We start from the raw sequence: 24,040 nt of genomic DNA, 5'->3' as shown, positions 1-24,040 counted from the left end.
CTCATCCATGCGTCTAACTGTTGGGGAGAGGCACAGCGATTTCTACCCCTGCCTGGTCTTTGTGCTTGCCCGACCTGGCAGGACGGGCCTATACTCGGAAGGTTTGGCCACAAGCCGCATCGATTGCGCAGCGGGCCAGACTCGTTTTGACTGGCAGGTGCCCCGGATGCGACCGTTCCGGGTCACCTCTTGCCGCATGGCTGCGGCGTTTCAATCGGTCTGAGGACAATTTGGAGAGAATCTTCCTATGGCTACCATTACGCTCGAGCAGGAGATCAACCCCTGGGAAGCACAAGCTGCTCGATTCGACTTTGCGGCACGCAAGCTGAACCTCGACGAGGGGTTGTGGCGCGTGCTGCGGCACCCCTCGCGCGAAATCATCGTACATTTTCCGGTGCAGATGGACGATGGCCGGATTGAAATGTTTACTGGATTCCGTGTGCTGCACTCCCAGGCGCGCGGGCCGGGTAAAGGCGGCATCCGCTATGCTCCCGATGTTTCCCTCGACGAGGTACGCGCTCTTGCCAGCTGGATGACCTGGAAGTGCGCCGTCGTGAATATCCCTTTCGGAGGCGCCAAGGGCGGCGTCATCTGTGACCCGAAAAAAATGTCCATCGGCGAGCTGGAGCGCATGACACGCCGCTACACCGCTGAAATCATCGAATTTATCGGCCCGGAAAAAGACGTTCCCGCCCCGGACATGAATACCAACGAGCAGACGATGGCCTGGATCATGGATACCTACTCCATGCACATGCGTCAGACCGTCACCAGCGTAGTGACCGGGAAACCCATCAATATTGGCGGATCGCGCGGCCGGCGCGAGGCCACAGGGCGTGGCATCTCCGTTATGTGCGATGAGGCCCTCAGGTATCTCAACCTTCCCATTGAAGGCTGCCGCGTCATCATCCAGGGTTTCGGCAACGTCGGCTCCAATGCTGCCAATCTTCTGCGCGAAAAAGGCTACAAAATCATCGGCATCGCCGAATATGACGGCGGCCTCTACAACCCGAATGGCATCGATATCTGCTCGCTGCTCGAATACCGCCAGCGCAACGGCACGGTGCTCGGCTTCAAGGGCGCAGAGCCATTCGACTCGCACGAACTACTGACCACCGAGTGCGAAATCCTTATCCCCGCCGCCACGGAAAACGTCATCACCAGCCGCAATGCCGAAAAGATCAAGGCCCGCATTATCTGCGAAGGCGCAAACGGCCCCACCACAGCGGTCGCTGACGAAATTCTGGCCGACAAGAAAGTCTTCATTATTCCGGACATCCTGGCCAACTCCGGCGGGGTCACCGCTTCGTACTTTGAATGGGTGCAGGACCGCCAGGGCTACTTCTGGAAGGAGTCCTTCGTCAATGAGCAGCTGGAGCACATCCTTGCCACCAGCTTCGATGATGTGGTCCGCTACTCGGAGGCCCACGGCGTCAACAACCGCATCGCTGCCTATATGCTCGCCATTGATCGTGTCGCCTTCACCATCAAACAGCGCGGCATCTACGCATAAGAAACGAAAGGACGGCCTTCCCGCCGTCCTTTCCGGCAACCATATCAGGCTTCGCTGCACCGGCTTGGAGGTGCATCAAAAATGTGCCTCCTCTTCCCTCCTTGCAGCCTCCGTTTCCCCCTCTCTGGTGCATAATTGAAGGAGAGCGCACTTCTCGCCCGGGCGTGTTGTGAATCTTCCCAACTCCATTACGATGGGCCGCATTCTGTGCGTGCCGCTTCTTCTCTGGATGCTTTCGCCGCATTTCCCTCTGCGCGGACCAGGCGGGGAGCAGGAACTTTTCACATCGCTCTTTTTTATCCTGGTTTCCATTTCCGACGGCGTCGACGGCTATCTGGCCCGTCGGCGTGGCCAGATTACGACCATCGGAATGCTGCTCGATCCGCTGGCGGACAAGCTGCTGATTACTGCGGCCTTTATCTGTCTGGTGCAGTACACGCCGGACATCATGAAGCCCTGGATTGCCGTACTGGTCATCGGCCGTGAATTTCTGGTCAGCGGCCTGCGCAGTATTGCCAGCACCGAAGGCTTTACCATCGAAGCCAGTGACTTGGGGAAACTCAAGACCGTCATCCAGATCGTCTCCGTCGTGGCAACTGTCCTCGCGCACCGCTGGGACTATTGGCACTTCGGCTGGTTTCTGATGCCCGTTCGCCCGGTGGCGATTACCGCCATCTATTTCATGGTGCTGGTCTCAACCATCTCTGCCATTGATTATTTCTGGGCCTTCTGGCGCAAGATTGACCGTGCCACTGCCGTCCGCCGCAAGCGCGACAATGATTTCGTCCTCAGCCGCAGAAAAAAAAATATTCCTGCCTGATTCGTCCCTCGGCGGAACTCCCCGGGAAAATGGCCTGAACCCCCTCATGTCCTGCCGGCCTCGGCTTTGTGCCCATCATGTGCTGGCAGCCAGATCCGCTACCATTCGCGCAATCCTTGCCGCCGCATCCGGATGCGCCAGCTTTCGCGCATTCTCCCCCATCCGGCGGAGGGCCTGACGGTCCGGCAAAAGGGCGGTCAGGGTTTCCAGCAGCCTCTCCGGGGTCATCTCCGATTCGACCAGCAGCCGAGCAGCATTGGCAGCGACCATCACCTCAGCATTTTTGCGCTGATGATCATCGGCCGCCCCCGGAAATGGCACCAGCAGCGCAGGCTTGCCGGCCGCCATCTCTTCGGCAACCGTACTGGCCCCGCTGCGGGAAAGGATCAGGTCCGCGGCCTCAAACCGCCGCGGCATGTCGTCCAGAAATGCATGGACCTGCCACCGCGCCGGATCGGCCCCACCTGCGGCATAAGCGGCCTGGGTCTCCTCAGCGTGACGGGCCCCGGCCTGATGCAGGATCGTCAGCCCCGGAACAGCATCCAGCAGCCGGGCTGCAATTTGAGGCATGGTCCGGTTCAGCGCCCGCGCCCCCTGGCTTCCGCCAAAAACCAGTAGATGGGGCGGCGCATCATCCCGACGCGTCTGCAAACGGAAGAATTCTGCGCGCACCGGAATGCCCGTGACCTGCGCGTTGCGGAAGTACTTCATCGCCGGCGCAAAATTTACGGCTGCGGCTGAAACATGCTTGCCCACCAGCCGGTTCGCCATTCCCGGATAAGCATTCGGCTCTACCGCTAAAGTAGGAATCCCCGCCAGGATCGCCGCCATCGTTGCTGGACCCGAAGCATATCCGCCTACACTGATGACCACATCTGGCCGGTACTGCTTGAGCAGCCTGCGGCAGTGCAGCAGGCTTGCCGGAAGGTCCGCCAGAGTCCGCAGACGTGTGGCCAGGCTTACGTTGTTGAACTGGCCTACCTGGATCAGTTCCAGCCTGTGGCCTGCCTGCGGGACCAGCCGTAACTCCAGCCCCCGGGGCGTCCCTACAAAAAGGAGCTCCGCTTGATGTTCCTGCTTCAGGGCTTCGGCAATGGCGAGAGCGGGCATAATGTGTCCCCCGGTGCCGCCGCCGGCAATCAGAACGCGCATCATCCTACTTTCCGGTCCTTGGTCTCCTGCTATGGTGCCGTGTCGATGCAGTCAGGAACAGGACATCTGCCAGTTCCCCCTGCGGCCCGAGTTATTCAATCTCCCGCGTAATGTTCAGCAGCACACCGATGCAGGCCAGCATAATAAACAGCGACGTCCCACCGTAGGAGATAAACGGCAGCGTGATGCCCTTAGTCGGGACCAGCGCCAGCACCACGCTGATGTTAAAGAAGGCCTGGATCAGGATCGTCGCCGTCAGTCCAAAGGCCAGAAAGCGCGCAAACGGGTCCTTTGAGAGGATGGCGGCGCGCATTCCGCGGTAGCCAAGCACAATGAATAGCCCCACCACAATGACGGCCCCAATCAGTCCCAGCTCTTCCGCAACATTGGCAAAGATATAGTCCGTATGCGGCTCCGGCAGGTAGAACAGCTTCTGGCGCCCTTCCATGTAACCCAGCCCGTGCAGTCCTCCTGTGCCCACCGCAATCAGCGATTGAATAATGTGGAAGCCTTTGCCCAGAGGGTCTGCCTCTGGATTCACAAACGCCAGCAGTCTGTCCCGCCGCCATTTCACCCGGAAGAGCATGAGATAGAGGACCGGCAGCGACGCCAGCGCGGCATAGCCCAGATATTTCATCTCCATTCCGGCAAGATAAAGCATCAGCGCGGTCACTCCTGCGCAGACCAGCGCCGTTCCAAGGTCAGGTTCCTTGAGAATCAGCACAATAAAAACAAGACTGGGCAGCGCGGCCGGCAGCACGGTCCCGCGCCAGTCATCAATGGTCTGCATCCGGTTCTGCAGAAACCATGCCAGAAAGAGCACCAGGGCGGGCTTGGCCAGCTCCGAAGGCTGGAAGGACAAAAGACCGAAGCGGATCCAGCGATGAGTATTGTGCGAGTCGCGCATCAGAAAAGCGGCCATCAGGAAGATGACCGTGATCGCAACAGCGGGAAAAACCACGTTGGGCCGGTTGTACTTGCGATAATCCACGCGCATCAGCAGGGTCATGGCCGCCAGTCCGGCAGCGGCCCAGACCGCCTGCCGCACGACGAAATAGTAGGGCGATCCAAAGCGTGCCTTGGCCATCACCGCCGAAGCGCTGAAAACCATGGCCAGCCCGATGACCACCAAAATCAGCGTGGTGCAGTAAAGCCATTTGTCCACGCCTACGCGTTTTGCCATACACCCTGCCGCGCCAGCACCAGGTCTTTAAAGACCTGGCCGCGATGCTCATAATTCTGGAACTGGTCAAAGCTGGAACAGGCCGGGGCCAGCAGCACAATCTCTCCCGGCTGTGCCGCTTCGGCGGCCTTCGCCACGGCATTCTCCATCGTCCCGGCGCGCACGACCGGGACCGCACCATAAAGATGCGTTTCGATCTTCTCTGCCGCTGCGCCGATGGTATAAACCGCCCTGACGCGCTTCTCCAGTAACGGACGAAGCTGGCGGTAGTCCGAGTTCTTGTCTTTTCCGCCCAAAATCAGATGAATGCCTCCCGGGAAGGCCTCAATGGCCTTGGCCGCCGCATCCACATTGGTCGCTTTGGAATCGTTGTAGTAGTCCACGCCCTGGATAGTGGCAACATATTCCAGCCGGTGCTCCACCGCCCGGAACGACCCCACTGCGCTGCGGATGGCCTCCGGCGCGACTCCGGCAAGGCGTGCGGCGCAAACCGCCGCCAGCACATTCTCAACATTGTGATGGCCCTTGAGCGGAATCTCTTCCACTTTCAGAATGAACTCGGGCGCGGCCAGCTCTGACATGCGGAAGACAATCGCGCCCTCATGCACGAACGCCCCCTGGCGCACCACACGCTTCGCACTGAACCAGAAGATACGGGACACAGCACGCGCCGCCATCCGCGAGGTCACATCGTCATCCGCATTCAGGACCAGGGCGTCTTCTGCCGTCTGATTGGCGAAGATACGCTCCTTGGCCGCGACATAATTTTCAAAGCTCCCGTGACGGTCCAGATGATCGGGTGTCACATTCAGCACCACGGCAATGTCGGGCCGGAACCTTTCGGTCGTCTCCAGCTGAAAGCTCGATACCTCCAGCACGGACCAGCCGTCTTCACGGCTTTCATCCACCAGCGCAATCACCGGCACGCCGATGTTTCCTCCCACCTGCGTCTTCATTCCCCCGGCCTTCAGGATCTCTCCGGTAAGCGCAGTCGTCGTGGTCTTTCCATTCGATCCGGTGATGGCAAGCGCTTTCCCTTTGAGGAAGCGCGAAGCCAGCTCCAGCTCTCCGAGAATGGGCAGGCCGAAGGTCTTCACCTGCACCAGTTCCGGCGTATTGAGCGGAACACCGGGGCTCACGACAATCAGGTCCTGACGGCGAAAGGTGAGCAGGCCGTGACCGCCTGCTTCTACAGGAATCCCTTCTTCGAGCAGTGCGGGAATGTCCTTGCCCAGCTCCTCGGCGCTCCGAATGTCAGAAACTGTCACCTGCGCGCCTCGACGACGCAGAAAAAGGGCGGCGGCCAGGCCTGACTTGCCCAGCCCCACAACCAGAACTTTTTTGCCTTTGAACTCCATGCCTACGATTCTCCGGCCTGACTGGCCATTGTGTCATGTGGAATACACTTCAGCGCAGCTTTAATGTGGTGAGCGCCAAGAGTGCAAACACCAGCGCCCCGATCCAGAAGCGTGCAATTACTTTTGATTCTGACCAGCCCATCAGCTCAAAGTGATGATGCAGCGGGGCCATCTTGAAAATGCGCTTCTTGCGCAGCTTGTAGCTGCCCACCTGCAGAATTACCGAGAGCGCCTCCAGAACGAAGATTCCGCCGATGAAGGGCAGCAGCAGCTCCTGCTTGATGGCAACAGCGACCGTCCCGATGGCCCCGCCCAGCGCCAGCGATCCCACGTCGCCCATAAACACCTCGGCCGGATGTGCGTTGTACCACAGAAAGCCAATACTCGCCCCCACCATCGAGCCGCAGAAGATGGAGAGCTCGCCTACCATGGGCATCCGCTGCAACTCCAGATAATCGGCAAACACCACATGCCCGCTGACATACGTCAGCACGGTCAGCGCACCGGCGGCAATAATCGTACAGCCGATGGCCAGCCCGTCCAGCCCGTCCGTAAGGTTCACAGCATTGCTGGAAAACACAATCACCAGCACCGTAAACACAATGAAGGGCAGAAACGCCACCAGCCCAAAATGCGGAACATGCCGCAGCGCCTCAATTGCAAAGTCCGGCTTCAGCCACTTCACAAAAGGCACCATCAGCTTGGTGGAGTAGATGCCCTGCATTTGCATGAAAACCAGAGAAATGGCGATCGCCAGGCTGGCCAGGACCTGATACCCCATCTTGGCCCGCGCCGTCAGTCCCAGGTTCCGCCGCTTGACCACTTTGATGTAGTCATCGGCAAAACCAATGGCGCCAAAGGCCACCGTGGAGCCGATCACCAACCAGACAAACGGGTTCGACAGATCGGCCCAGAGCAGCGTCGGCAGCAGAATCGCAATGCAGATGAGCACACCACCCATCGTGGGCGTTCCCGCCTTCTTCTGGTGCTCCTTCGGCCCCTCCTCACGGATATACTGTCCAATCTGAAACTCCCGCAGTTTTTCAATGACATACGGGCCGATGATGAGCGCAATCAACAGCGCCGTCAGAGATGCAAAGGCGGTGCGGAAGGTCAGATACCGGAAGATGCGAAAGGGTCTGAAGTAAGGGAAAAGTTTCTGATAAAGAAGCCAGTAGAGCAAACTTCCTCCGGCGGGCAATGGAGTTCTGGGTTCATCTTACAGGTTCTTCCCCTGAAAATCCGGCCCGTTTCCCGAGCAACCTGGCAAAAAAAGCTCTTGACGGACCTTTCCACAGGCGTAGACTGGACTTACCACCTATGACCCGGTTCAGGGTCCGACGGACCGGGCATCTGGGAATCTCCACCGCTCCCGGATGCTCGGTCCGTTTTTGCTTTTTCCCGGAATTCCCGATAACGGCCCAGAAGCGACGCCGGCCCGGCCAACTGCATCCGCACCGCATTGTCGCGAAACTCCCGCTCCCGAATGACCGCGCCCGCTTCAAGCGCCGCCAGAACGTCCCCGCGCGACTGCGGCACGATCATGGTCTGCTCCATCACCGGGTCCCCCACCAGGGCCTCATCTAGCCGGGCCAGCAGAGCATCCAGGCCCTCCCGCATTCTGGCTGAGACTAGGACCCCGCCGCCGGATGCTGCCGTCTCGCGCTCCTCAGCAGAAAGCAGGTCCACTTTGTTCATGACCTCAATGCAGGGCTTGTTCACAGCCTCCAGCTCCGCCAGCACTTTTTCTACCTCCGCCTTGTGCTCATCGCGCGCCGGACTGGAGGCGTCCCGCACATGCAGCAGCACTTCAGCCTTCTGCACCTCTTCCAGCGTCGCGCGGAAGGAGCTGACCAGAGTATGCGGCAGGTTCCGAATAAAACCCACCGTATCTGACAGCAGGACCTTCCTCCGCGAAGGCAGGACCACGGCCTTGAGCTTGGGGTCCAGCGTGGCAAACATGCGCGACGACTCCACCACGCCTGCCTGGGTCAGCGCATTAAAAGCGTGCTCTTGCCCGCATTGGTATATCCCACCAGCGCCACAGTCGGCACCGGGACCGCCTCACGCCGCTGCCGCTGTTGGCCGCGTACACGCCGCACCGCTTCCAGGTCATGTTTCAATTGCACGATGCGCCGCTGAAGTTTGCGCCGGTCCGTTTCCAGCTGCGTTTCCCCCGGCCCGCGGGTACCGATGCCGCCGCCAAGCTGCGACATCGCTTTTCCCCGCCCGGCCAGTCGCGGCAGCAGGTATTCCAGCTGCGCCAGTTCCACCTGCAGCTGCCCTTCGCGCGTGCGCGCATGGCGGGCAAAAATGTCAAGGATCAACTGCGTCCGGTCAAGAACACGGCAGGGGAGTGCTGCTTCCAGGTTCCGCAGCTGGGTTGGCGTCAGATCGTGATCAAATAGGGCCGCATTGGCCCCTGTCGCGGCAACCACACCGGCCAGTTCTCTTACCTTGCCACTGCCAATCAGCGTGGCAGGATCCGGCTTCGGCCGCCTCTGGACAAATTCGCCCGCGATTTCCGCTCCAGCGCTGAGCACCAGTTCGCGGAATTCCATCAGGAGCTCGCCGGCGGCCGGGACCTCCCGGGCCTGGGTCGCTGGTGCGGGCTCGGCCAGCTTTCGGACCTCACGCGCAAGCAGCGCTGAAGGCAGCAGGGCCGCACGGCGCGCGGAGAACTCCACCGCTACCAAAAGAACGCGGTCTTTTGCGCGATGAAGCTCCTCCACGAACGAATACTTCCGGCTCAGGCGCTCTGCTGTTCCGCCGTGGGAACACTGTTGGCAGCGGCGGGCTGCGTCGCGGTGTGCGTCGCCGGGCCTTTGTGCTCCGTATGCAGCACGGCCCGCGTGCTCACCACAGTGGAAATCGCATGTTTGAAGATGAGCTGTTCCTGGTTATTGTTCTCCAGCAGCACGGAATACTTGTCAAAAGAACGGATCCGGCCAGTAAGTTTTACTCCGCTTACCAGATAGATCGTGATGGGGGTTTTGTCTTTCCGGACCGTATTGAGAAATGTGTCCTGAATATTTTGTGCCGGCTTGTTGTCCATTGTGCCGATCTCCTGTTCCTATATGGAATTTGCTGAATCGTACTGCGTTAAAAATTTATGCCAAATGCCGCGAGGCAAATGCTTCTTTCTGTTAAGTAAACACGATACGGTGTCTGCTCAAATGTTGCAAACCCCCGCAAAGGCCTTTCTATGCTTGATACACAAAGCACCTGAGATAGTTTCGATGCAAAATCCTCCCTCAGGATGCTTCCTCCTTCCTGGGAACAGTCTTACTGGACAGTCTCTACCCTTTCCTCGTTCCTTCGGAATCCGGCCAGAATCTCTGCGCTGGAAGCGATGCCCAAACAGGTTCCTCCCCGGCAATTCTCCCTCTCTTCCACACCGATTGGCAGTATCCTGAACAACATGGTCCGGATGACGGTGCTCGCCAGTGGTTCCAAAGGTAACAGCGCCATTGTCGCCACCTCCCGGACACGCATCCTCGTGGACGCCGGACTTTCCTGCCGCGAGCTTTTCAAGCGGATGCGCTCCGTCAACGAAGACCCCGAAGCGCTGGACGCCATCCTGATTACCCACGAACACCAGGACCACGTTCAGGGACTTTCTGTCACCGCGCGCAAGCTGGGCATTCCGGTCTATTTCACAGAGGCCACCCATCGCGCATGGATGCGTTGGATGACGCCCCGCAAGCGTCTCACCTATGCCGCCTGGCTTGAAGAGCGCAAACAAGAAGCCAAAAAAAAGAAGGCAGAAGCAGAGGCCCGCGGCCTGGAACCAGATGCAGACTCCGCCAACCCCTTCTATCGTGAACGGGAACTGGCCGAATGTGCCGCCGAGGAAGAGGAGCTCAGCACAGGAGAAAAGCAGCAGACCGCCGACCCCTGCGCCCTTCCTGCCGTCGAGTATTTCCGCGCCGGCAGCCAGTTTTCCATTGGCGACATCACCGTCAATGCCTTCACCATCCCGCATGACGCCATCGATCCTGTAGGATTTGTCTTTCAGGCAGAAGGGATACGCATCGGCATCGCCACGGACCTCGGCTACATGCCCCCCAACGTCAGCCTGCAACTGCGCGGCTGTGATGTCCTCATGCTGGAATCCAACCATGACCTGGAAATGCTGCGCGACGGCCCGTATCCCTGGTCTGTCAAACAGCGCGTCATGTCCCGTGTCGGTCACCTGTCAAATGACGCCGCCGCCAGTTTTCTGGAATCGCATTACGACGGCCAGGCGTCTTATATAGTGCTGGCCCATTTGTCGGAAAGCAATAATTTGCCGGAGCTGGCAAGGCTGGCCGCAGAGCGCGCCTTACGGGAGCGTATGACGTTGCTGGGAAACAAGTTGGTCCTGGCCGAACAAAATACGGCAATAGGACCGATTCTGCTCTAGCCTGAAAGTCGTTTATACTAAAGGAAGTTACCCACGGCCCAGATCTTTCGGACATACAATCGGCTGCTTTCAGCAGCACCGATGGGCCGGGATCGCCAGCAGATCAATGAAAGCGGAGTAAATACTTATGACATCCTGCACGGATCCAGTGGTTGGCGACATATTGTCCAGTTGGAGATATGACATTTCCGGCATCTCGCCTGAGATGCGCACCGACTACGAACATCACCTCGAAGAATGCCAGCATTGCCGTTCCCGCCAGCGCATCCACCGCACCGTGGATGTCGTGCTCATCGGCGTGGCCACTTTTTCCATGCTTGCATTCCTTCTCGCGCTGGCCGTGATTCACCGGGTCGAGCCTTTGCGCAACTGGGCGGTCGTGAATCTGCACCTGCGCCAGATGGAGGTGGTCCTCACGCTCCAGGCTGCGGCCGTTTTTGGCCTGCTTGTTTCCATCCTGGCCTGGATCCTGGTCGCCATTGTCACCCCGGCCCCGGTGTATCTCACCAGCATGGCCCTGGCCCAGGCCCGCGGCCTGCAAAACCGCACCCGTACCCACGGCAAGGCCGCCTGAACCCCTTGCCGGAAAACCAAAAAGCCGAAGGTGACTTCGGCTTTTTCTCTCTGTAGGCTTTACTTTGCAACCCGGGAGGATGGATGCGTCCTCGGCTTGCTTCTTCCGTTGGTCTTCTTTCCCGGAGTTTCAATGATCCCGCGCATCCAGAAATTGCCCTCGCTGTCCACCTCGATGCCGTGCACCTCGCGTTCAAAGCCCGGGAAGCGCCGGCCGAATTCCTCCAGCGCCAGCAGAAACCGGATGGTCGGGCTATTGGCATCTCCCAGCCGCTCACCCGGCATACACATCGGAATCCCCGGCGGATACGGCACCAGCATGACGGCGGAGATGCGTCCGGGCATCTCGGTAAGCCGCACCTTCTCCGTACCTTCGCGGATCAGCTTCTGATAGGCCTGCGAGGGCGTCATTACCTGGGGCAGATCAATGTCGAAGGCCTCCTGTAGCAGCCCAGGCAGGTTCAGCTCCTTCATGGCGGCGTGCATCTCGTCGCTGAGCTGCTTCAGGTCCATCATGCCGTAGCGCTCCGGATACTTGGCCACAAGCTGCGGCAGGGCCTCATTGAGCGGGGCCTCGGTATCGTAAAGTCTGCGAAACTCAAAGAGCGTCTCCAGCAAACTGCCCCACTTCCCCTTGCTGGTGCCCACAGAAAACAGCGTCAGGATCGTGTAATCGCCCGTGCGGGCAATTTCTACCCGGCGCGCATCCAGAAACGCCGTCAGGATCGCCGCCGGAATGCCCCAATCCGCCATTCTTCCCTGCGCATCAATTCCCGGGGTCAGGATCGTGACCTTCGTCGGGTCGAGCAGGACATAATCGTTGGCGATGTCTTCGTCCCGAAAGCCGTGCCAGCTTTCACCCTGCTTCAGGGTCCAGCATTGGGGTGATTCCGAAAGCAGATCATCCGGTGCGTCCTCAAAGCGATAGACCTCTCCCGTCTCCGGGTCCGTCACCGTGTCCGGCTGGAACATCCCGAAAAACCAGCCTCCGCCTTCCTCGGCCTTCAGACGGTGCGCCACCGACGCCATCGCCTTGCGAAAGCTGATGGCGTCCTCAATGGTCTCCATCATCAGAGTGGACCCGGCCGGTTCATCCATCATCGCCGTGGCCACGTCAATCGAGGCAATCATGGGATAAAAGGGCGACGTAGTGCCCCGCATCATGAATGATTCATTGAACTGGTCAAACTCCAGCGGCGCGCGCGGGCTTAGCTTCACATGGATCATCGAGGCCATCGAAAAGGCCGGCAGCATCTTGTGCGTGGACTGCACTGCAAACAGCAGCGGACGGTCCGGCATTTCATCCGGTACGTCCATGGCAAAACGTCCACGATAAAGCGAATGGAATTTCGCATAAGCATACCAGGCCTCATCAAAATGCACCCGCGGCACGCTTTTCTTCAGCTCTTCTACCACTGCGTTGACGTCATAACAAAATCCGTCATAGGTCGAATTGGTGACGACCGCATAGCTGGGGTTCTTTGAAACGGCCCCGGCCAGAAACGGACTTTTGCTGATCTGCTCCTGGATGTTCTCCGGACGGAAACGCGCCAGAGGGACCAGCCCGATCATGCCAAAGCCGTTGCGCGTCGGCTTAAAATACACGGGCCGCGCCCCGGTGACCGTCAGCGAGTGACAGATGGATTTGTGGCAGTTCAGGTCTGCCAGCACCATCTCATCCTGCGCAATCACGCCGTGTCCCACAATCTGGTTTGAAGTAGACGATCCCCCCAGAACGTAAAAGGTCCAGTCCGCGCCAAAGATGCGCGCCGCATTCCGCTCCGATTCGGCCGGAGGACCGATATGGTCCAGCCATGACCCCAGCTGCGACGTAGAGATACCCAGGTCAGAGCGCAGCAGGTTCTCGCCAAAAAATTTGTGGAAGGCCATGCCCACCGGATGCTTCAGGTATGCCACCCCTCCCATGTGTCCCGGAGCGTCCCACGAATATGCTCCCTGGTCGGTGTATTTCACCAGCTCCCGGAAATAGGGCGGCAGCAGCTGCTCGTGGTAGCGCTCCACTGCGAAATCCACGCGGTTCGCAATGAAAGCAGGCGTGTCCCCGAAAAGATGGATATACTCGTGGACCTGCTTGACCACTTCCAGCGGCAGCTCGCTGACCAGTGTGCGGTCTGCAATCAGGAAGATGGGCAGTTTCTTGTTCCGGCGCCGCACCGCACGGACAATCCGCAGCGCAGCGCGCTCATCAAACTGGTTGTTCTCCGGCAGGTCCCAGTCCAGCAAAATGGCGCTGTACGACGGGTCGGACGTCACCAGCGCCAGACCGTCCTCCGGCGTTGAGGTGCGCACGACACGGTAACCTTCTTCCTGGATTGCCTGCACCAGGCGCTCCATGGCCTGGTCTGCTACAGAATCCGTCCCGCCTGCTTCGCTTGCAATCAGCAGGACCCAGCGGCCTTGTTCCATTCCTTCAACCTCATGACCTGCTCTTTTCAGTCCACACCCGTAGGGTGAAAAGAGCATAAAAATTTCTTTTATTTCCGGAACCTGGGGCGCTGATGGGATGGCCTGTATTGCCGGGGAACAGGAAAATGCCTGCTGGTTCCAAGCGGCCAGCAGGCATGGTGCTTCTGTTATTGTAATGGTCTTTACTTGTCGCTCTGAGCCTGGAATTCCACAATTTTTTTCAACGTTTCATAAGGCACCGAGTTCAGCGGCAGGCCGCGTCCGTTAATAAACAGCCAGGGAGTTTCATTCACGTTCAGCTCCTGGGCCAGATGCAGCGACGCATCCACGGCGCCCCTGGCCTCTGGTGAGTCCGCGCAGGCCGCTGCTTTGGCCGCATCCACACCCGCCTTGGTGGCCGCATCGTTCAGCGTCGTGGCGGCCGCTTCCGGCGTCAGACTGGCCTGGTTCGTAAAGACCGTCTCCGCATACTGGAAAAACGCATCATTGCCGCCCAGCTTGGCCACACATACCCCGTAGGCTGCAGCCTTGTACGCCTCCGGATGGATGGACGTCAGAGGCAGGTTCTCAAAAACAAAATGCGCATTCGGAAAGTCGGCCAGCAGCCGCTGTACGGTGGGCTGTGCCTCCTTGCAGTGCGGACACTGAAAGTCCGCAAACTCCACCAGAAGAAGCTCCTTCGATGCCGCCCCCCGCGACGGGCCATTGGCGCTGGCCTGAAGCACCTTGCGTGCCGCATCAAAAGGACGCGCTCCGAAAGGCATCACCTCGTTGGAGATCAGGTGCTGGCCATCCGGCGTGACGAAAAACTGCAGCGAACCAATCTGCTGCGGGTTCGTCTTCTGCGCTGCCAGCACGGTCACCTTGCTCACCCCCGGCGCGGCAGTCTTCTGGATGGCCTGCACCTGCCACACCCGGTCCGGATCGTATCCCCACAGCTGCTGGAGAAACGCATTCACTGTCTCTTTGCTCGGGGAAGCGGCGGTAAAATTCCCAGGATCAACAGGAGGAAAATTCGGCGCTCCCGCCGTCGGAGCAGGCGCGCTCGGGGCCGTCGGCACCTCTTCGGTGGAGGCCGTCGGTGCGGTCCGCTGCTGTTGCTGGCTCTGTTGCGCCATGACAGGCACAACCGCAGTAAGGGTCATCGCAAGCAAAACGCTGCGGGCGGGGGTCAAAAGATGCATCGAAGTCCTTTCCGGAACACTAAACAAAGTCTAAATCGTAAAACCTGTCTCTGCTGCCGCATCTCCCATGGCTCATGGTTGCGCTCAACACCCCCTGCGGCCTTCGCAGCTGCGGAGGGTCTGTCTCTAAACCTGCACTTTCACCGCAATCGGAAAACGCCGCCCCGGCCCGAAGGCCTTCTTTGTGACTTTTAACACCGGGGCCGCCTGCTGCCGTTTGTACTCGCTCCGCTCCACCAGTTTGACGACACGCCGCACCAGTTCGATGTCGACCCTCTGCTTGGCAGCGATCTCTTCCGGTGTCTCGTAGTTCTCCACATAGGCTTCCAGGATCGGGTCCAGCACCTCATAGGGAGGCAGCGAATCGGTGTCCTTTTGGCCCGGCCGCAGCTCGGCTGAAGGAGGCTTGTCCAGGATCGCCTGCGGGATCCGTTCCCCGGCCCGGTTAAGGAAACGGCACAGGTCATAGACCCGCGTCTTCATCAGGTCGCCAATCACGGCCAGTGCGCCCACCATGTCGCCATACAGCGTGCAATAACCGGTCGCCATCTCCGACTTGTTTCCTGTCGTCAGCACCAGGGAGTTGAATTTGTTCGAGAGCGCCATCAGCAATGTCCCGCGAATGCGCGACTGGAGATTTTCCTCGGTAATGTCCGGCTTCGTCCCCGCAAACAAGGGCGCGAGCGCCTTGTTGTAGCCTGCAAAGAGGTCGTCAATGCGAATGATTTCAAACCGGATGCCCAGGTTCTCCGCCAGCCGGTAGCTGTCATCAATCGACCCCTGGGATGAATACGGGCTGGGCATCCCCACTCCCAGCACATTTTCCGGTCCCAGGGCATCGGCGGCAATCGTCGCCACCAGCGCAGAATCAATCCCGCCGCTCAGTGCAACAATCGCTTTGGAAAAGCCGCACTTGCGCACATAATCCCGCGTGCCCAGCACCAGAGCGCTGTAAACCGCCTCGTCGATGTCTTCGGTCTGGTCATGAACATCGCCCTTGCCAGTCTCAAGATCGGCGAAGACCAAATCTTCTTCAAACGACTTGCCCTGCGCGACTACCTCGCCGTCGCGCGAGAGCACCAGGCTCGATCCGTCAAAGATCAGGCTGTCCATCCCGCCCACCTGGTTCACCATCACCACCGGAGCACAGTGGTGCCGGGCGATCGCGGCCAGCATCTCTCGCCGCGTCCTGCGCTTTCCGCGCCAGTAGGGGGAGGCCGAGATGTTCAGGATCAGATTGCCGCCTTCGCGCATCAGTTCCTCCACCGGGTCCACCGCATGAAGCCGCTTGTGCCAGAAGTTCTTATCGTTCCATGCATCTTCGCAGATGGTCAGGGCGACGCGCTTTCCGCAAAAGTGCACCAGATGCTGCTTCTCCGCCGCAGCAAAATAACGCTGGTCGTCAAAGACGTCATAAAACGGCAGCAGCATCTTCGACTGCACAAAGGCGATTTCTCCTCTCTGCAGCAGCGCGGCAGAGTTCATCACCTTCTTGCCTGTCCCGGCAGGCGCATGCGTCACATAACCGACGATGCTGGCAATCTCCAGATCGGCTGTGGCCTCGGCAATCTCCCGCACCGCCTCCTCTGACCTCGCCACAAAGGAAGGCTTGTCCAGAAAATCCGCCGGCGGATAACCGCAGACCGCCAGCTCCGGAAAGAGCACCAGGTGCGCCCCGCCCGCAGCGGCCTGCCGCGTAAAATCAAGGATTTTGACGATGTTTCCGGTGAAGTCACCGATGGTGGGATTGATCTGGGCTAGCGCTACCTTCACAGGTTTAGTGTACCAACGCGCAGGACGCAGGGCCTCTGCTGCGCCGGCCTGCAGGCAGCGGGCACAGCCCAGGCCCCGGCCCTTTATTTCTTTGCCTTGCCCAGCGCAAACCTCAGTCCGGTGCGGAAGTTCAACGGCAGCGATGGATAGCCGATCGGCCCGATGTGCTGGCTGCTCAGGATGTTGTCCAGTTGGGCATACACTCCCACCCAGTGTGTCACCTGATAAACGCCGCCAAAGTCGAGCTTTGCGTATCCGGAATCGAGATTGCGGTTTGGCAGCAGCAAAGAATTGCCGAAGGAGGCGTCGCTGTAACCCAGAAATGTCGAATCATCGCTCCGGCTGGCAAAGGCCCCGTCCCCGATCAGCGTAAAGTGCTTGCCCGTATACGTGGCCGACACAAAACCCGTATGCGGCGGCCGCCGGAAGGGCCGCGCTCCCCGCAGCGGCGAATACACGCCAATGGGAAGATCCGCAAACGAGGATGCGGTGTTGTAGGTGGGCTGGAGTGCATCCGAGCTGAACGAACGCTGTACCACCGCGTCCAGATAGGTGTACCCGCCGCGCAGGAAGAGGTCCTTGCCGATGCCGTACTGCACCTCGGTCTCAAACCCCTGGGCCCGGAAGGCCTGCGAGTTGAGCGTGGGCGACACAAACGCCGTATTGAGCACAGCGATGATCTGCTCTACCTCATTGGGCGGCAGTTGCGGCAGAAGCTCATACAGCGCGGTTGCCGGCACGCTCTCAATCTGGTCGCCAAATTCATTATGGAAGTAAGTTGCGCGCACCAGCACCCGCTCGCTGAACAGACTTTGCTCCACTCCACCGTCATAACTGCGCGACCGCTCCGCGCCAATCGGGCGGATGCCAAACTGCGCTGCCGCACCCGCTCCGCCGTAAGTGTTCAGCACCTGATACAGTGAGTCAAACTGGTCGGTCAGTGTCGGCTCTTTTACGCCCTTGGCAAAATTAAAGTTCAGCTTGGTCCCGTGAAAACTGCCCGCTCCCGGACGCACCAGATAGTAAGACACTCCCACCCGCGGCGTGCCTTCCGTTCCGTAAAGCTGGTTTTTCTCAATGCCTCCACCCAGCGAATAAAACAACCGGTTGCGAAAGTCGCCGGCAATCTGGAGCATGAAGTCATAGTTGGCCCGCTCCAGAGTGTCATTCACATACCCGGGGTAATAGTCTTTGCCGCGCTCATCTTCAAAGCGGAACCCTGCCACCGCCAGAAGGTGCGGCGTAAACTGATAGTCCGCCTGTGCATACAGATTGTCCCGGTTGGACACCAGCTCTGAAGTCACCGGATACGTGCCGGCATAATTCAGAATTGCCTGTCCACTCACCGTATATCCGTTGGCCCCCGGATGGTCACCGGCAGCCCCAGATACACCCCCATGTCCGGCTCATAGATCCCGGTCGGAGACCATTGCGTGTCCTCTTCCCGCTTGCGCGCCAGGCCATATCGCACCAGCCCATGCAGACGGTCAGAAAATGTATGGTCGATGCTCCCCGTCGCATAAATGTCCTGGTCCGATTGCTTTCCATCATTGGCAATCCGATAAAACTCATAGGCCCCCGGCAGCCCCGTCGCAATGTCCGCGTTGCGGAATGTCCCGCGCACCGTCGTGGCTGAAGACCAGGCCCATCCCAGGTTCGCCGTCTCCACAAGATTGTGATACTCGTCCTGCGGAATCGCATTTTTCGTCTGCAGGTCGCTGAATCCGCCATAGTAATCCAGCGCGCCGTGCGTGCCGCCCAGCTGGACCTCATTGCGGTAGGTCCCGAAGTTCCCCGCATCTCCCTCATACATCAGCGAGGGGAATGGCGTTGAGCCGCGCGGCGTTGTAAATGCAACCACACCGGCTGCAGCGTCGGAACCATACAGCACGCTGTTCGGTCCACGGTATGCCTCCGCCTTCTCCACTCCCGTTGATGAGAGCGTGGAAAAATCAAAGCGTCCGCCAATGTCTTCCATCGGGGCGCCGTCCAGCAACACCTTGTTGGCGTCCGAATTTCCGCCTCGGATAAAGATGCTTGTCAGCCCGCCGCGCTGCCCCTGCTGCACAACGTTGATCCCGGCCACCTGGCGCAGCACATCCACCATGTCTGCCCGATTCAGAAATTCGGTCTTGCTCAGCCCGGTGACCGATGCACTCACCTGCGCCTGCGGCAGCGGTGTTCCCGTGGCCGTGACCACCACAGACTGGCGCACCCACTCCGGCTCAAGCACAATCTCCTGATCCACTACATCCAGAGCACCACCGTAAAAGCTCTGCGTGGCAAGCTGACGAAACGAGCTCCCGCTGGCCAGCACATAAAACCTGCCGCTCGATGATGTGGAAAGAGAATAGCTGCCGTCGCTTTCGGTCTTGCCCGCTACAATGACCTTGCCGTTATAGACCAGGGCAACGTCGGCATTGGCAATCCCGGCGCCCAACGGGTCTGTCACACGCCCATGCACCACCACGGCGCGTATGGGAGATACGGCAAGCAAAATACAAATCCATAGAAAAACAAAGCGGCGGCGCCGCAGAAGTTCTCGCATCTTTCCTCCGTTCCCCTCGGAACTGGGTTTTGTGCGCCTGAGGCCGGTCTCCTGACTCTGCGCGTCCTGCCATGCCGCCTTCCCGGCCAAACCAGTGGCTGAAGGCATGGCGCCAGCTTGCGCTACGCGCTTACAGTTGCGGGGCAGTGGCGGATTCTCACCGCCTTCCCGAACACCTCATGCGTTTCTTCCGTCACAGAGACAGCAAAGACACGGACGTCCGTCCCTGTCTGCTTCCGTTCCTTCCTGTGCCGGAAACTATGATTATTCGTGACACGGAAAGCAATGTCAAAAACCACCGCTTTGTGCGCGTAACGCACTCTTGGTCTCGCGCACCATCCATGCATGACCAGCTTCGCCGCCTTCACCCAAGGTTTGTATCCGTTTGAGGTTGTGCTGCTCGTTGGCGGCATTCTTCTGTTCCTGGTCCTGCTGATCGGACTGGTTGCCGGACTCGTGCGCGGTAAGATTTCCGCCATTCTGGTCCCGCTCTTCATCCTCTCGCTCGCCATGATTGGATGGCCCAGCGTCCAGTCCATCCAGTACAACCATCTGACCGTCACACTGAACAACCAGCTCCAGCAGGTCGCCGCCAACCCTGCCGACCAGGCCGCACGCAGCCGCCTCGCGCAGATCACCGCCCAGCTGGCCTCTCGGCCTGGCAATGCGGCAACCCTGACGGCTGTGGCCAGCGCCCAGTATGCCCTCGGCCAGGAAGGGCCTGCACAGCAGAACCTCGCCCGGGCGTTACAGATGGATCCCCGCCAGCCCGCGGCCCTGGCTCTCAAGAGCAAAATCGACGCCGTCACACAAATGCAGCAACTGGCGCACACCGTGCAAAGCAATCCCTCGGATGTCGCGGCAAAACTTGAGCTTGAGGAAGTGGCCGCGCGGGTATCGCAGATGCCGCTGGCCAATCCCAGGGCGCTCGTATCGCTGGCAGTGGCGCAGAAACTTACGGGAAATGGGATCGCCGCACAGCAGACAGAGAAGAAAGCGCTGGCCATCAGTCCTCATGCTCTCAAGACGCCTGCGCCTTAACTGTAGAGCTGGTGACCCCGGGAAGATTCGAACTTCCGACACGCAGTTTAGGAAACTGCTGCTCTATCCACCTGAGCTACGGGGCCACTGCAACTTATTTTAACCTGCTTCGGCCGCTCCTCTTCCGCTGGGCCCTGCTCCTGGTCCTCTTCACGCGATACAATGCCTTTGGCGTGAATACTGTAAAGGCCATCTATCCGGGCAGCTTTGATCCAGTGACCAACGGCCACCTCGACCTGATTGCGCGAGGGACCAAAATCTTTGACCATCTGGTCGTCGCGATCCTTCGCAACTCCGGAAAAAATCCCCTGTTTTCTGTCGAAGAGCGCGTCGAGATGCTCTCGCAGGCGCTTTCCGGCTTTCAAAATGTCTCCGTTGCGACCTTCGACGGTCTGCTGGTAGACTTCGTCCGCGAACAACATGCTCAGGCCGTCATGCGCGGCATTCGCGCCATCAGCGATTACGAATACGAGCTACAGATGGCCCTCATGAACCGCCGTCTCGCCCCCGACCTTGAAACGGTCTTTCTCATGCCCGATGGCAAGTACTCCTTCGTCAGCTCCCGCCTAGTCAAGGAGGTCTTTACCCTCGGCGGGTCCATCGAGGGACTGGTCCCTCAATTCGTCATCGAACGGCTCAAGGCCCGCGTCCCCAACGGCCACTGACATCGGCGCAGCCCCGCTCCTTCTCGACAGACCTACATTCCTTCCCCGGTAAACGGATTCACCTCATTCGCCTTTGCCGTCGTGGGGTCGGCCACCGCAACCGCAGCCTCAGGCCTGTGCTGGAGCTGCCCGGCCACCCCGCTCCCGTAAACACGCAGCGGGTCTCCCGGTAACAGCCCGTTCTTTTCCAGAGCAATGCGGATGCGGCGCTGGGTCTCACGCATGGCCCCCCAGTGCTTGTCTGCCTTGGTCTTCAACTGCACCGGATAGATCACCTGCGAGCCCTTGATCGTGTCCACACCCAGAAGCGTGGGGTCGGCCAGAAAGACGTCCCTGTATTCCGGATCATTGCGCACGCTCATCGCCACTTCCATCAACAGTTTCATCACCTTGTCCGGGTCGGCGGAAAAGTCCACAGATACGTTGATCGTCGCTACCGAGTAGTCCCGGGTCAGGTTCGCCACCGTCGTAATCTGCGAGTTCGGGATGAAGTAAAGCGTACCGTCTCCGTCCCGTACCATGGTTTTGCGCAGGGAAAGCGACTCCACAATCCCCGTCACCCCGGCCACGCGGACCTTGTCTCCCACGTTGTACTGGTCTTCTACCAGAATCAGAATGCCGTTCAAACAGTCCTTGACGATGGTCTGCGCCGCCAGGCCGATGGCAACGCCGGCAATTCCCGCGCTGGCCAGCAGCGGCTCCAGCTTAAAGCCAAACAGCGGCAGCACCTCCAGCGCAGCGACAAAGACAATAAAGCCAATCCCGCTGGCATGCATCACCGAGGCCAGGGTCTTCACCTGCCCAATCCGGGAAGCGCTGGCCGCATGGCGTTCCGTAATCCGCACAATGTGCCGCGTAAAGGCCTTCAGCATACGCACAAAGATCCAGGCCGCAATGATGGTGACCACGATCTTCGGCAATGCCTTGTAGGCAAAGTCCATCAGGTCGTCAATTAACTCTGTGTTCAGCTTTGCCAGGTGCCCGCCGTTCTGGATGGCAAAAGAGAACAGGGAATTTGCATCTGTTAAAAGCATAGGCAACATTCCTATAATGACCGGATGCAGTACTTGGATGCCAATTTCCGTTGGCAGGCGCTGCTGCTTTCGCTGGTCCTTCTCGCCGGCGGCCCGGTGGCCTCGCCTGCACAGCAGCAACAGCAGCTTCCCCAGATTCCTGCCCCCGCCTCGCGCCCCACATCGCCCGGCCAGCCCGGCATGGCTGGTGACGACTCCGGCCCCGACCCTTTGGCCCGTCGGATCATGCTGGAACAGGCAAAGAAACGCAACCAGCAGCGCCAGCAGGACATCGTAAACGATACAAACAAACTGCTTCAGCTCGCCCAGCAGCTCAAGGCCGAGGTTGATAAAACCAATCAGGACCAGCTTTCGCTTTCTGTCATCAAAAAAGCTGAAGAGATCGAAAAGCTGGCCAAATCAGTCAAGGAAAAAATGAAAGGAAGCTGATTCCACCTGCACAGCATCCAAACCTGACTGTAGCAGTGATGGGCCACCTTCGCTCACAGGAGGAAAAAGCAGCATGTCAGCCGATCCCCTCACCACCGCCTTAAAGCATGGCACTACCCTCGGTATGGTCTGGGCCGCGATTCTCATTCTGTGCGGCATCATCTCGCTGGCCCTGCCCGTGGTGGCGGGCATCAGCACGGCCATTGCTCTTTCCGTTCTGGTCCTGGTTTCCGGCGTCATTCACCTGACCACCGCTCCGGTCGCCGGTGGTTTCGGAGGCTATCTCTGGCGCACGCTGGTCGGCATCGTTTACATCATCGGGGGCATCTGGCTCTTTATGCACCCTGTCCTTGGGCTGGTCTCCTTTACTCTGGTGCTGGGCTTCATCTTTCTACTGGAAGGCATTTTCTACATCATCGGGTTCTTTCAGATACGCAGCACCGGAGGCGCCGCCTGGCTTCTCGTCGATGGCATCGTTACCCTGGTCCTGGCTTTTCTGATTCTTGCCCACTGGCCCTCCAGCTCAGCCTGGGCCATCGCAACCATTGTGGGCGTCAACCTGCTGATAAGCGGCATCACACGACTCATGGCGCTCTCTGCCATCCGCGCCGCACTCAATACGGCGGCCTGATGCCGGTCTAATGTTTCCGGACAAGCAGCAGCGTCCGGTCATCCGTCTGTTTTCCAAAGACCCCCACGGCATCCAGAATGGAATCGGCCAGCAGCGGAAGCGGTTCTGCCGCGTGTGCAGCAATGATCTGCTGGAGTCGTTCTGTGCCCAGCTCTTCTCCCGCCTTGTTGGTGGCCTCCAGAATGCCATCGGTGACCGCGACCAGCAGGTCTCCGGATTGCATCACAGCCGATGCAGAAGAAAAGCCCTCCACCGAAAGCAGCCCCAGCGGAAACTGCTCGTATTGGATCCGCTCGAAACCGGCCCCTCCGCGGAAAAGCAGTACCGGTGGGTGCCCTGCCAGCGCATATCGCATACTGCCGTCTTCTCCCAGAAAAAATCCGGCAAATGTGGCATACATCTGGGGTTCCTTCACGCTGGGCAGCACACAGTTCAGCCGCCGCATCAACGACGGAAGCACTTCCACCGCGTCCTCGCCTTTTGCATCCAGCAGGACCGTGCGCGCGGCCGTCTTCAGCATCCCCATCAGAATGCCCGCCTGGAGGCCATGGCCGGCAATATCGGCCAGATAAGCCACCGTTCCGCCGCCGCGCAAAGAAATCGCATCCACCAGGTCTCCGCCGACCTTGTCGCTCGGTATGGAGCGCCCATACAGCTCGAACCGTCCTTCGTGCAGATAAACCGGCGGGACCAGCGTCTTCTGGATCCCGTGCGCCAGCTGCAGCTCATTGCGGATGCGGACCGACTCACGCCCTTCTCCCCGCAGAAACACGATGAAGAGGACATACGATGCGATGATGAGAAAAAAGACCGCGAAAGCGGCGATCCGGATGCCCCGCTCCGGTGTGTTCTCAGCCAGCCCGAATCTTCGGATGGCAATCGTTGCGCTCTTGCTGAACACAATCCAGAATGGGATCTGCAAAAGCGAAATGATGACATAAAAATATTTGCGCAGACGGACTGAAACGTAGAGATATGTGATCGCAATGGCCCCGCCGGCGGCCATGTTCGCAGCAAGGATCAGATTGGGCAGGCGCCCCAGCTCCATCAGGTCGTTGAAAGCGCCGATCACCGCAAACAGGCAGAAAACCGCACCAAACAACGGCCACAAGCGGCTGAAGGGCACCGTCCGGTAGTAGCGGAGCTCCTCGGGTTCGCGCCGATACCAGAAAACTTGCTTGCCTTCGCTCATTGCCAGAACAATAGCAGACCCCCGATGAAAAAAAGAAAGATTTCCCGGAATTCTGCGCCAGAAAAAAGCCACCCGCACCGGCCACGGATACGGGTGGCTCTTACCCTCAGGT

The 24,040-nt window shown here is 59.2% G+C and carries 22 protein-coding genes, 1 tRNA gene and 1 riboswitch; of the genes, 8 read left to right on the top strand and 15 right to left on the bottom strand.

The annotated features are described in order from the left end of the window. The first annotated feature begins 247 nt into the window (after positions 1 to 247). Together N655_RS0110560 and pgsA are read left to right on the top strand one after the other, a co-directional pair. A complete protein-coding gene (locus tag N655_RS0110560) occupies positions 248 to 1,513 on the top strand; it encodes a Glu/Leu/Phe/Val family dehydrogenase (protein WP_026442969.1) in 1,266 nt (421 codons plus the stop codon). 169 nt (positions 1,514 to 1,682) lie between these two features. Then, complete coding sequence (gene pgsA, locus N655_RS0110555; RefSeq protein WP_026442968.1) at positions 1,683 to 2,333, top strand: CDP-diacylglycerol--glycerol-3-phosphate 3-phosphatidyltransferase; 651 nt, start codon at positions 1,683 to 1,685, stop codon at positions 2,331 to 2,333. Positions 2,334 to 2,408: 75 nt separating this feature from the next. Here the strand turns inward: pgsA and murG are convergent, their stop codons facing one another. From murG to hfq, 7 genes are all read right to left on the bottom strand, one after another. Continuing rightward, a complete protein-coding gene (gene murG / locus N655_RS0110550) occupies positions 2,409 to 3,488 on the bottom strand; it encodes an undecaprenyldiphospho-muramoylpentapeptide beta-N-acetylglucosaminyltransferase (protein WP_349509484.1) in 1,080 nt (359 codons plus the stop codon). Positions 3,489 to 3,576: 88 nt separating this feature from the next. Beyond that, on the bottom strand, positions 3,577 to 4,668 hold the full coding sequence (gene ftsW, locus N655_RS0110545) for a putative lipid II flippase FtsW (protein ID WP_026442966.1): 1,092 nt from the start codon (positions 4,666 to 4,668) through the stop codon (positions 3,577 to 3,579). Next, positions 4,653 to 6,026: a UDP-N-acetylmuramoyl-L-alanine--D-glutamate ligase gene (gene murD / locus N655_RS0110540; RefSeq protein ID WP_026442965.1), complete on the bottom strand. Its 1,374-nt coding sequence runs from the start codon at positions 6,024 to 6,026 to the stop codon at positions 4,653 to 4,655. The genes ftsW and murD overlap by 16 nt, the downstream gene beginning before the upstream one ends. 49 nt (positions 6,027 to 6,075) lie before the next feature. Beyond that, positions 6,076 to 7,209, bottom strand: a complete 1,134-nt coding sequence (mraY, locus tag N655_RS0110535) for a phospho-N-acetylmuramoyl-pentapeptide-transferase (protein WP_026442964.1) — start codon at positions 7,207 to 7,209, stop codon at positions 6,076 to 6,078. A 128-nt stretch (positions 7,210 to 7,337) separates the two neighbouring features. Beyond that, entirely contained in the window at positions 7,338 to 7,988 is a 651-nt protein-coding gene (locus tag N655_RS21115) for a GTPase (protein ID WP_349509483.1), read from the bottom strand. A gap of 29 nt (positions 7,989 to 8,017) precedes the next feature. Further along, entirely contained in the window at positions 8,018 to 8,758 is a 741-nt protein-coding gene (gene hflX / locus N655_RS21110; protein ID WP_349509482.1) for a GTPase HflX, read from the bottom strand. Positions 8,759 to 8,775: 17 nt separating this feature from the next. Next, entirely contained in the window at positions 8,776 to 9,081 is a 306-nt protein-coding gene (hfq, locus tag N655_RS0110525) for an RNA chaperone Hfq (RefSeq protein WP_026442963.1), read from the bottom strand. Between the two features lie 366 nt (positions 9,082 to 9,447). Here hfq and N655_RS0110520 point away from each other — a divergent pair, with 366 nt between their 5' ends. Both N655_RS0110520 and N655_RS0110515 read left to right on the top strand, forming a co-directional pair. Next, the gene (locus N655_RS0110520) at positions 9,448 to 10,431 is read left to right on the top strand and encodes an MBL fold metallo-hydrolase (protein ID WP_026442962.1); all 984 of its coding nucleotides are present in this window, start codon (positions 9,448 to 9,450) and stop codon (positions 10,429 to 10,431) included. Between the two features lie 127 nt (positions 10,432 to 10,558). Then, the gene (locus tag N655_RS0110515) at positions 10,559 to 11,005 is read left to right on the top strand and encodes a hypothetical protein (RefSeq protein ID WP_238324678.1); all 447 of its coding nucleotides are present in this window, start codon (positions 10,559 to 10,561) and stop codon (positions 11,003 to 11,005) included. Positions 11,006 to 11,064: 59 nt separating this feature from the next. On the opposite strand, the gene N655_RS18395 is transcribed toward N655_RS0110515, so the two are convergent. From N655_RS18395 to N655_RS20915, 5 genes are all read right to left on the bottom strand, one after another. Next, positions 11,065 to 13,431, bottom strand: a complete 2,367-nt coding sequence (locus N655_RS18395) for an Orn/Lys/Arg family decarboxylase (RefSeq protein WP_044935734.1) — start codon at positions 13,429 to 13,431, stop codon at positions 11,065 to 11,067. Positions 13,432 to 13,613: 182 nt separating this feature from the next. Then, a complete protein-coding gene (locus N655_RS0110505) occupies positions 13,614 to 14,615 on the bottom strand; it encodes a DsbA family protein (protein WP_026442960.1) in 1,002 nt (333 codons plus the stop codon). Positions 14,616 to 14,741: 126 nt separating this feature from the next. Beyond that, positions 14,742 to 16,388, bottom strand: coding sequence for an NAD+ synthase (locus N655_RS0110500; protein ID WP_026442959.1), 1,647 nt, complete (start codon positions 16,386 to 16,388; stop codon positions 14,742 to 14,744). 83 nt (positions 16,389 to 16,471) lie between these two features. Further along, positions 16,472 to 17,734, bottom strand: coding sequence for a TonB-dependent receptor domain-containing protein (locus N655_RS20920; protein ID WP_049961376.1), 1,263 nt, complete (start codon positions 17,732 to 17,734; stop codon positions 16,472 to 16,474). Beyond that, the gene (locus N655_RS20915; protein ID WP_238324677.1) at positions 17,731 to 18,936 is read right to left on the bottom strand and encodes a TonB-dependent receptor plug domain-containing protein; all 1,206 of its coding nucleotides are present in this window, start codon (positions 18,934 to 18,936) and stop codon (positions 17,731 to 17,733) included. Before N655_RS20915 ends, N655_RS20920 begins: the two co-directional genes overlap by 4 nt. Positions 18,937 to 18,960: 24 nt before the next feature. After that, positions 18,961 to 19,131: riboswitch (cobalamin riboswitch) on the bottom strand. 150 nt (positions 19,132 to 19,281) lie between these two features. Between N655_RS20915 and N655_RS0110490 the strand changes: the two genes are divergently transcribed. Further along, positions 19,282 to 19,977 carry a tetratricopeptide repeat protein gene (locus tag N655_RS0110490; protein WP_026442958.1) on the top strand — a complete coding sequence of 232 codons (696 nt, stop codon included), beginning with the start codon at positions 19,282 to 19,284 and terminating at the stop codon, positions 19,975 to 19,977. 9 nt (positions 19,978 to 19,986) lie between these two features. On the opposite strand, the gene N655_RS0110485 is transcribed toward N655_RS0110490, so the two are convergent. Next, a tRNA-Arg gene (locus tag N655_RS0110485) sits at positions 19,987 to 20,063 on the bottom strand. 87 nt (positions 20,064 to 20,150) lie between these two features. Between N655_RS0110485 and coaD the strand changes: the two genes are divergently transcribed. Continuing rightward, positions 20,151 to 20,642 carry a pantetheine-phosphate adenylyltransferase gene (coaD, locus tag N655_RS0110480; protein ID WP_026442957.1) on the top strand — a complete coding sequence of 164 codons (492 nt, stop codon included), beginning with the start codon at positions 20,151 to 20,153 and terminating at the stop codon, positions 20,640 to 20,642. A 32-nt stretch (positions 20,643 to 20,674) separates the two neighbouring features. Here the strand turns inward: coaD and N655_RS18385 are convergent, their stop codons facing one another. Next, entirely contained in the window at positions 20,675 to 21,676 is a 1,002-nt protein-coding gene (locus N655_RS18385) for a mechanosensitive ion channel family protein (protein WP_049961374.1), read from the bottom strand. Between the two features lie 33 nt (positions 21,677 to 21,709). Here N655_RS18385 and N655_RS18380 point away from each other — a divergent pair, with 33 nt between their 5' ends. Both N655_RS18380 and N655_RS0110465 read left to right on the top strand, forming a co-directional pair. Beyond that, complete coding sequence (locus tag N655_RS18380) at positions 21,710 to 22,105, top strand: hypothetical protein (RefSeq protein WP_155987567.1); 396 nt, start codon at positions 21,710 to 21,712, stop codon at positions 22,103 to 22,105. Positions 22,106 to 22,178: 73 nt separating this feature from the next. Beyond that, on the top strand, positions 22,179 to 22,736 hold the full coding sequence (locus N655_RS0110465; protein ID WP_026442955.1) for an HdeD family acid-resistance protein: 558 nt from the start codon (positions 22,179 to 22,181) through the stop codon (positions 22,734 to 22,736). 7 nt (positions 22,737 to 22,743) lie between these two features. On the opposite strand, the gene N655_RS0110460 is transcribed toward N655_RS0110465, so the two are convergent. Next, positions 22,744 to 23,928: a PP2C family protein-serine/threonine phosphatase gene (locus tag N655_RS0110460; protein WP_155987566.1), complete on the bottom strand. Its 1,185-nt coding sequence runs from the start codon at positions 23,926 to 23,928 to the stop codon at positions 22,744 to 22,746. Positions 23,929 to 24,040: the final 112 nt, after the last annotated feature.

Source organism: Pseudacidobacterium ailaaui (genome assembly GCF_000688455.1).
GTDB classification, from domain to species: Bacteria; Acidobacteriota; Terriglobia; order Terriglobales; family Acidobacteriaceae; genus Pseudacidobacterium; species Pseudacidobacterium ailaaui.
Note: the sequence above shows the minus strand (reverse complement) of the source record. Positions and strands in the feature narration are given on the sequence as shown.

Coding starts and splice junctions, on each gene's coding strand:
- N655_RS0110465 (WP_026442955.1), top strand. CDS start 22,179: ATGTCAGCCGATCCCCTCACCACCGCCTTAAAGCATGGCACTACCCTC.
- N655_RS0110520 (WP_026442962.1), top strand. CDS start 9,448: ATGGTCCGGATGACGGTGCTCGCCAGTGGTTCCAAAGGTAACAGCGCC.
- ftsW (WP_026442966.1), bottom strand. CDS start 4,668: ATGGCAAAACGCGTAGGCGTGGACAAATGGCTTTACTGCACCACGCTG.
- murD (WP_026442965.1), bottom strand. CDS start 6,026: ATGGAGTTCAAAGGCAAAAAAGTTCTGGTTGTGGGGCTGGGCAAGTCA.
- N655_RS0110505 (WP_026442960.1), bottom strand. CDS start 14,615: ATGCATCTTTTGACCCCCGCCCGCAGCGTTTTGCTTGCGATGACCCTT.
- N655_RS18385 (WP_049961374.1), bottom strand. CDS start 21,676: ATGCTTTTAACAGATGCAAATTCCCTGTTCTCTTTTGCCATCCAGAAC.
- N655_RS20915 (WP_238324677.1), bottom strand. CDS start 18,936: ATGCGAGAACTTCTGCGGCGCCGCCGCTTTGTTTTTCTATGGATTTGT.
- N655_RS0110490 (WP_026442958.1), top strand. CDS start 19,282: ATGACCAGCTTCGCCGCCTTCACCCAAGGTTTGTATCCGTTTGAGGTT.
- N655_RS0110560 (WP_026442969.1), top strand. CDS start 248: ATGGCTACCATTACGCTCGAGCAGGAGATCAACCCCTGGGAAGCACAA.
- N655_RS18395 (WP_044935734.1), bottom strand. CDS start 13,431: ATGGAACAAGGCCGCTGGGTCCTGCTGATTGCAAGCGAAGCAGGCGGG.
- murG (WP_349509484.1), bottom strand. CDS start 3,488: ATGATGCGCGTTCTGATTGCCGGCGGCGGCACCGGGGGACACATTATG.
- N655_RS0110460 (WP_155987566.1), bottom strand. CDS start 23,928: ATGAGCGAAGGCAAGCAAGTTTTCTGGTATCGGCGCGAACCCGAGGAG.
- N655_RS0110515 (WP_238324678.1), top strand. CDS start 10,559: ATGACATCCTGCACGGATCCAGTGGTTGGCGACATATTGTCCAGTTGG.
- hfq (WP_026442963.1), bottom strand. CDS start 9,081: ATGGACAACAAGCCGGCACAAAATATTCAGGACACATTTCTCAATACG.
- N655_RS21115 (WP_349509483.1), bottom strand. CDS start 7,988: ATGTTTGCCACGCTGGACCCCAAGCTCAAGGCCGTGGTCCTGCCTTCG.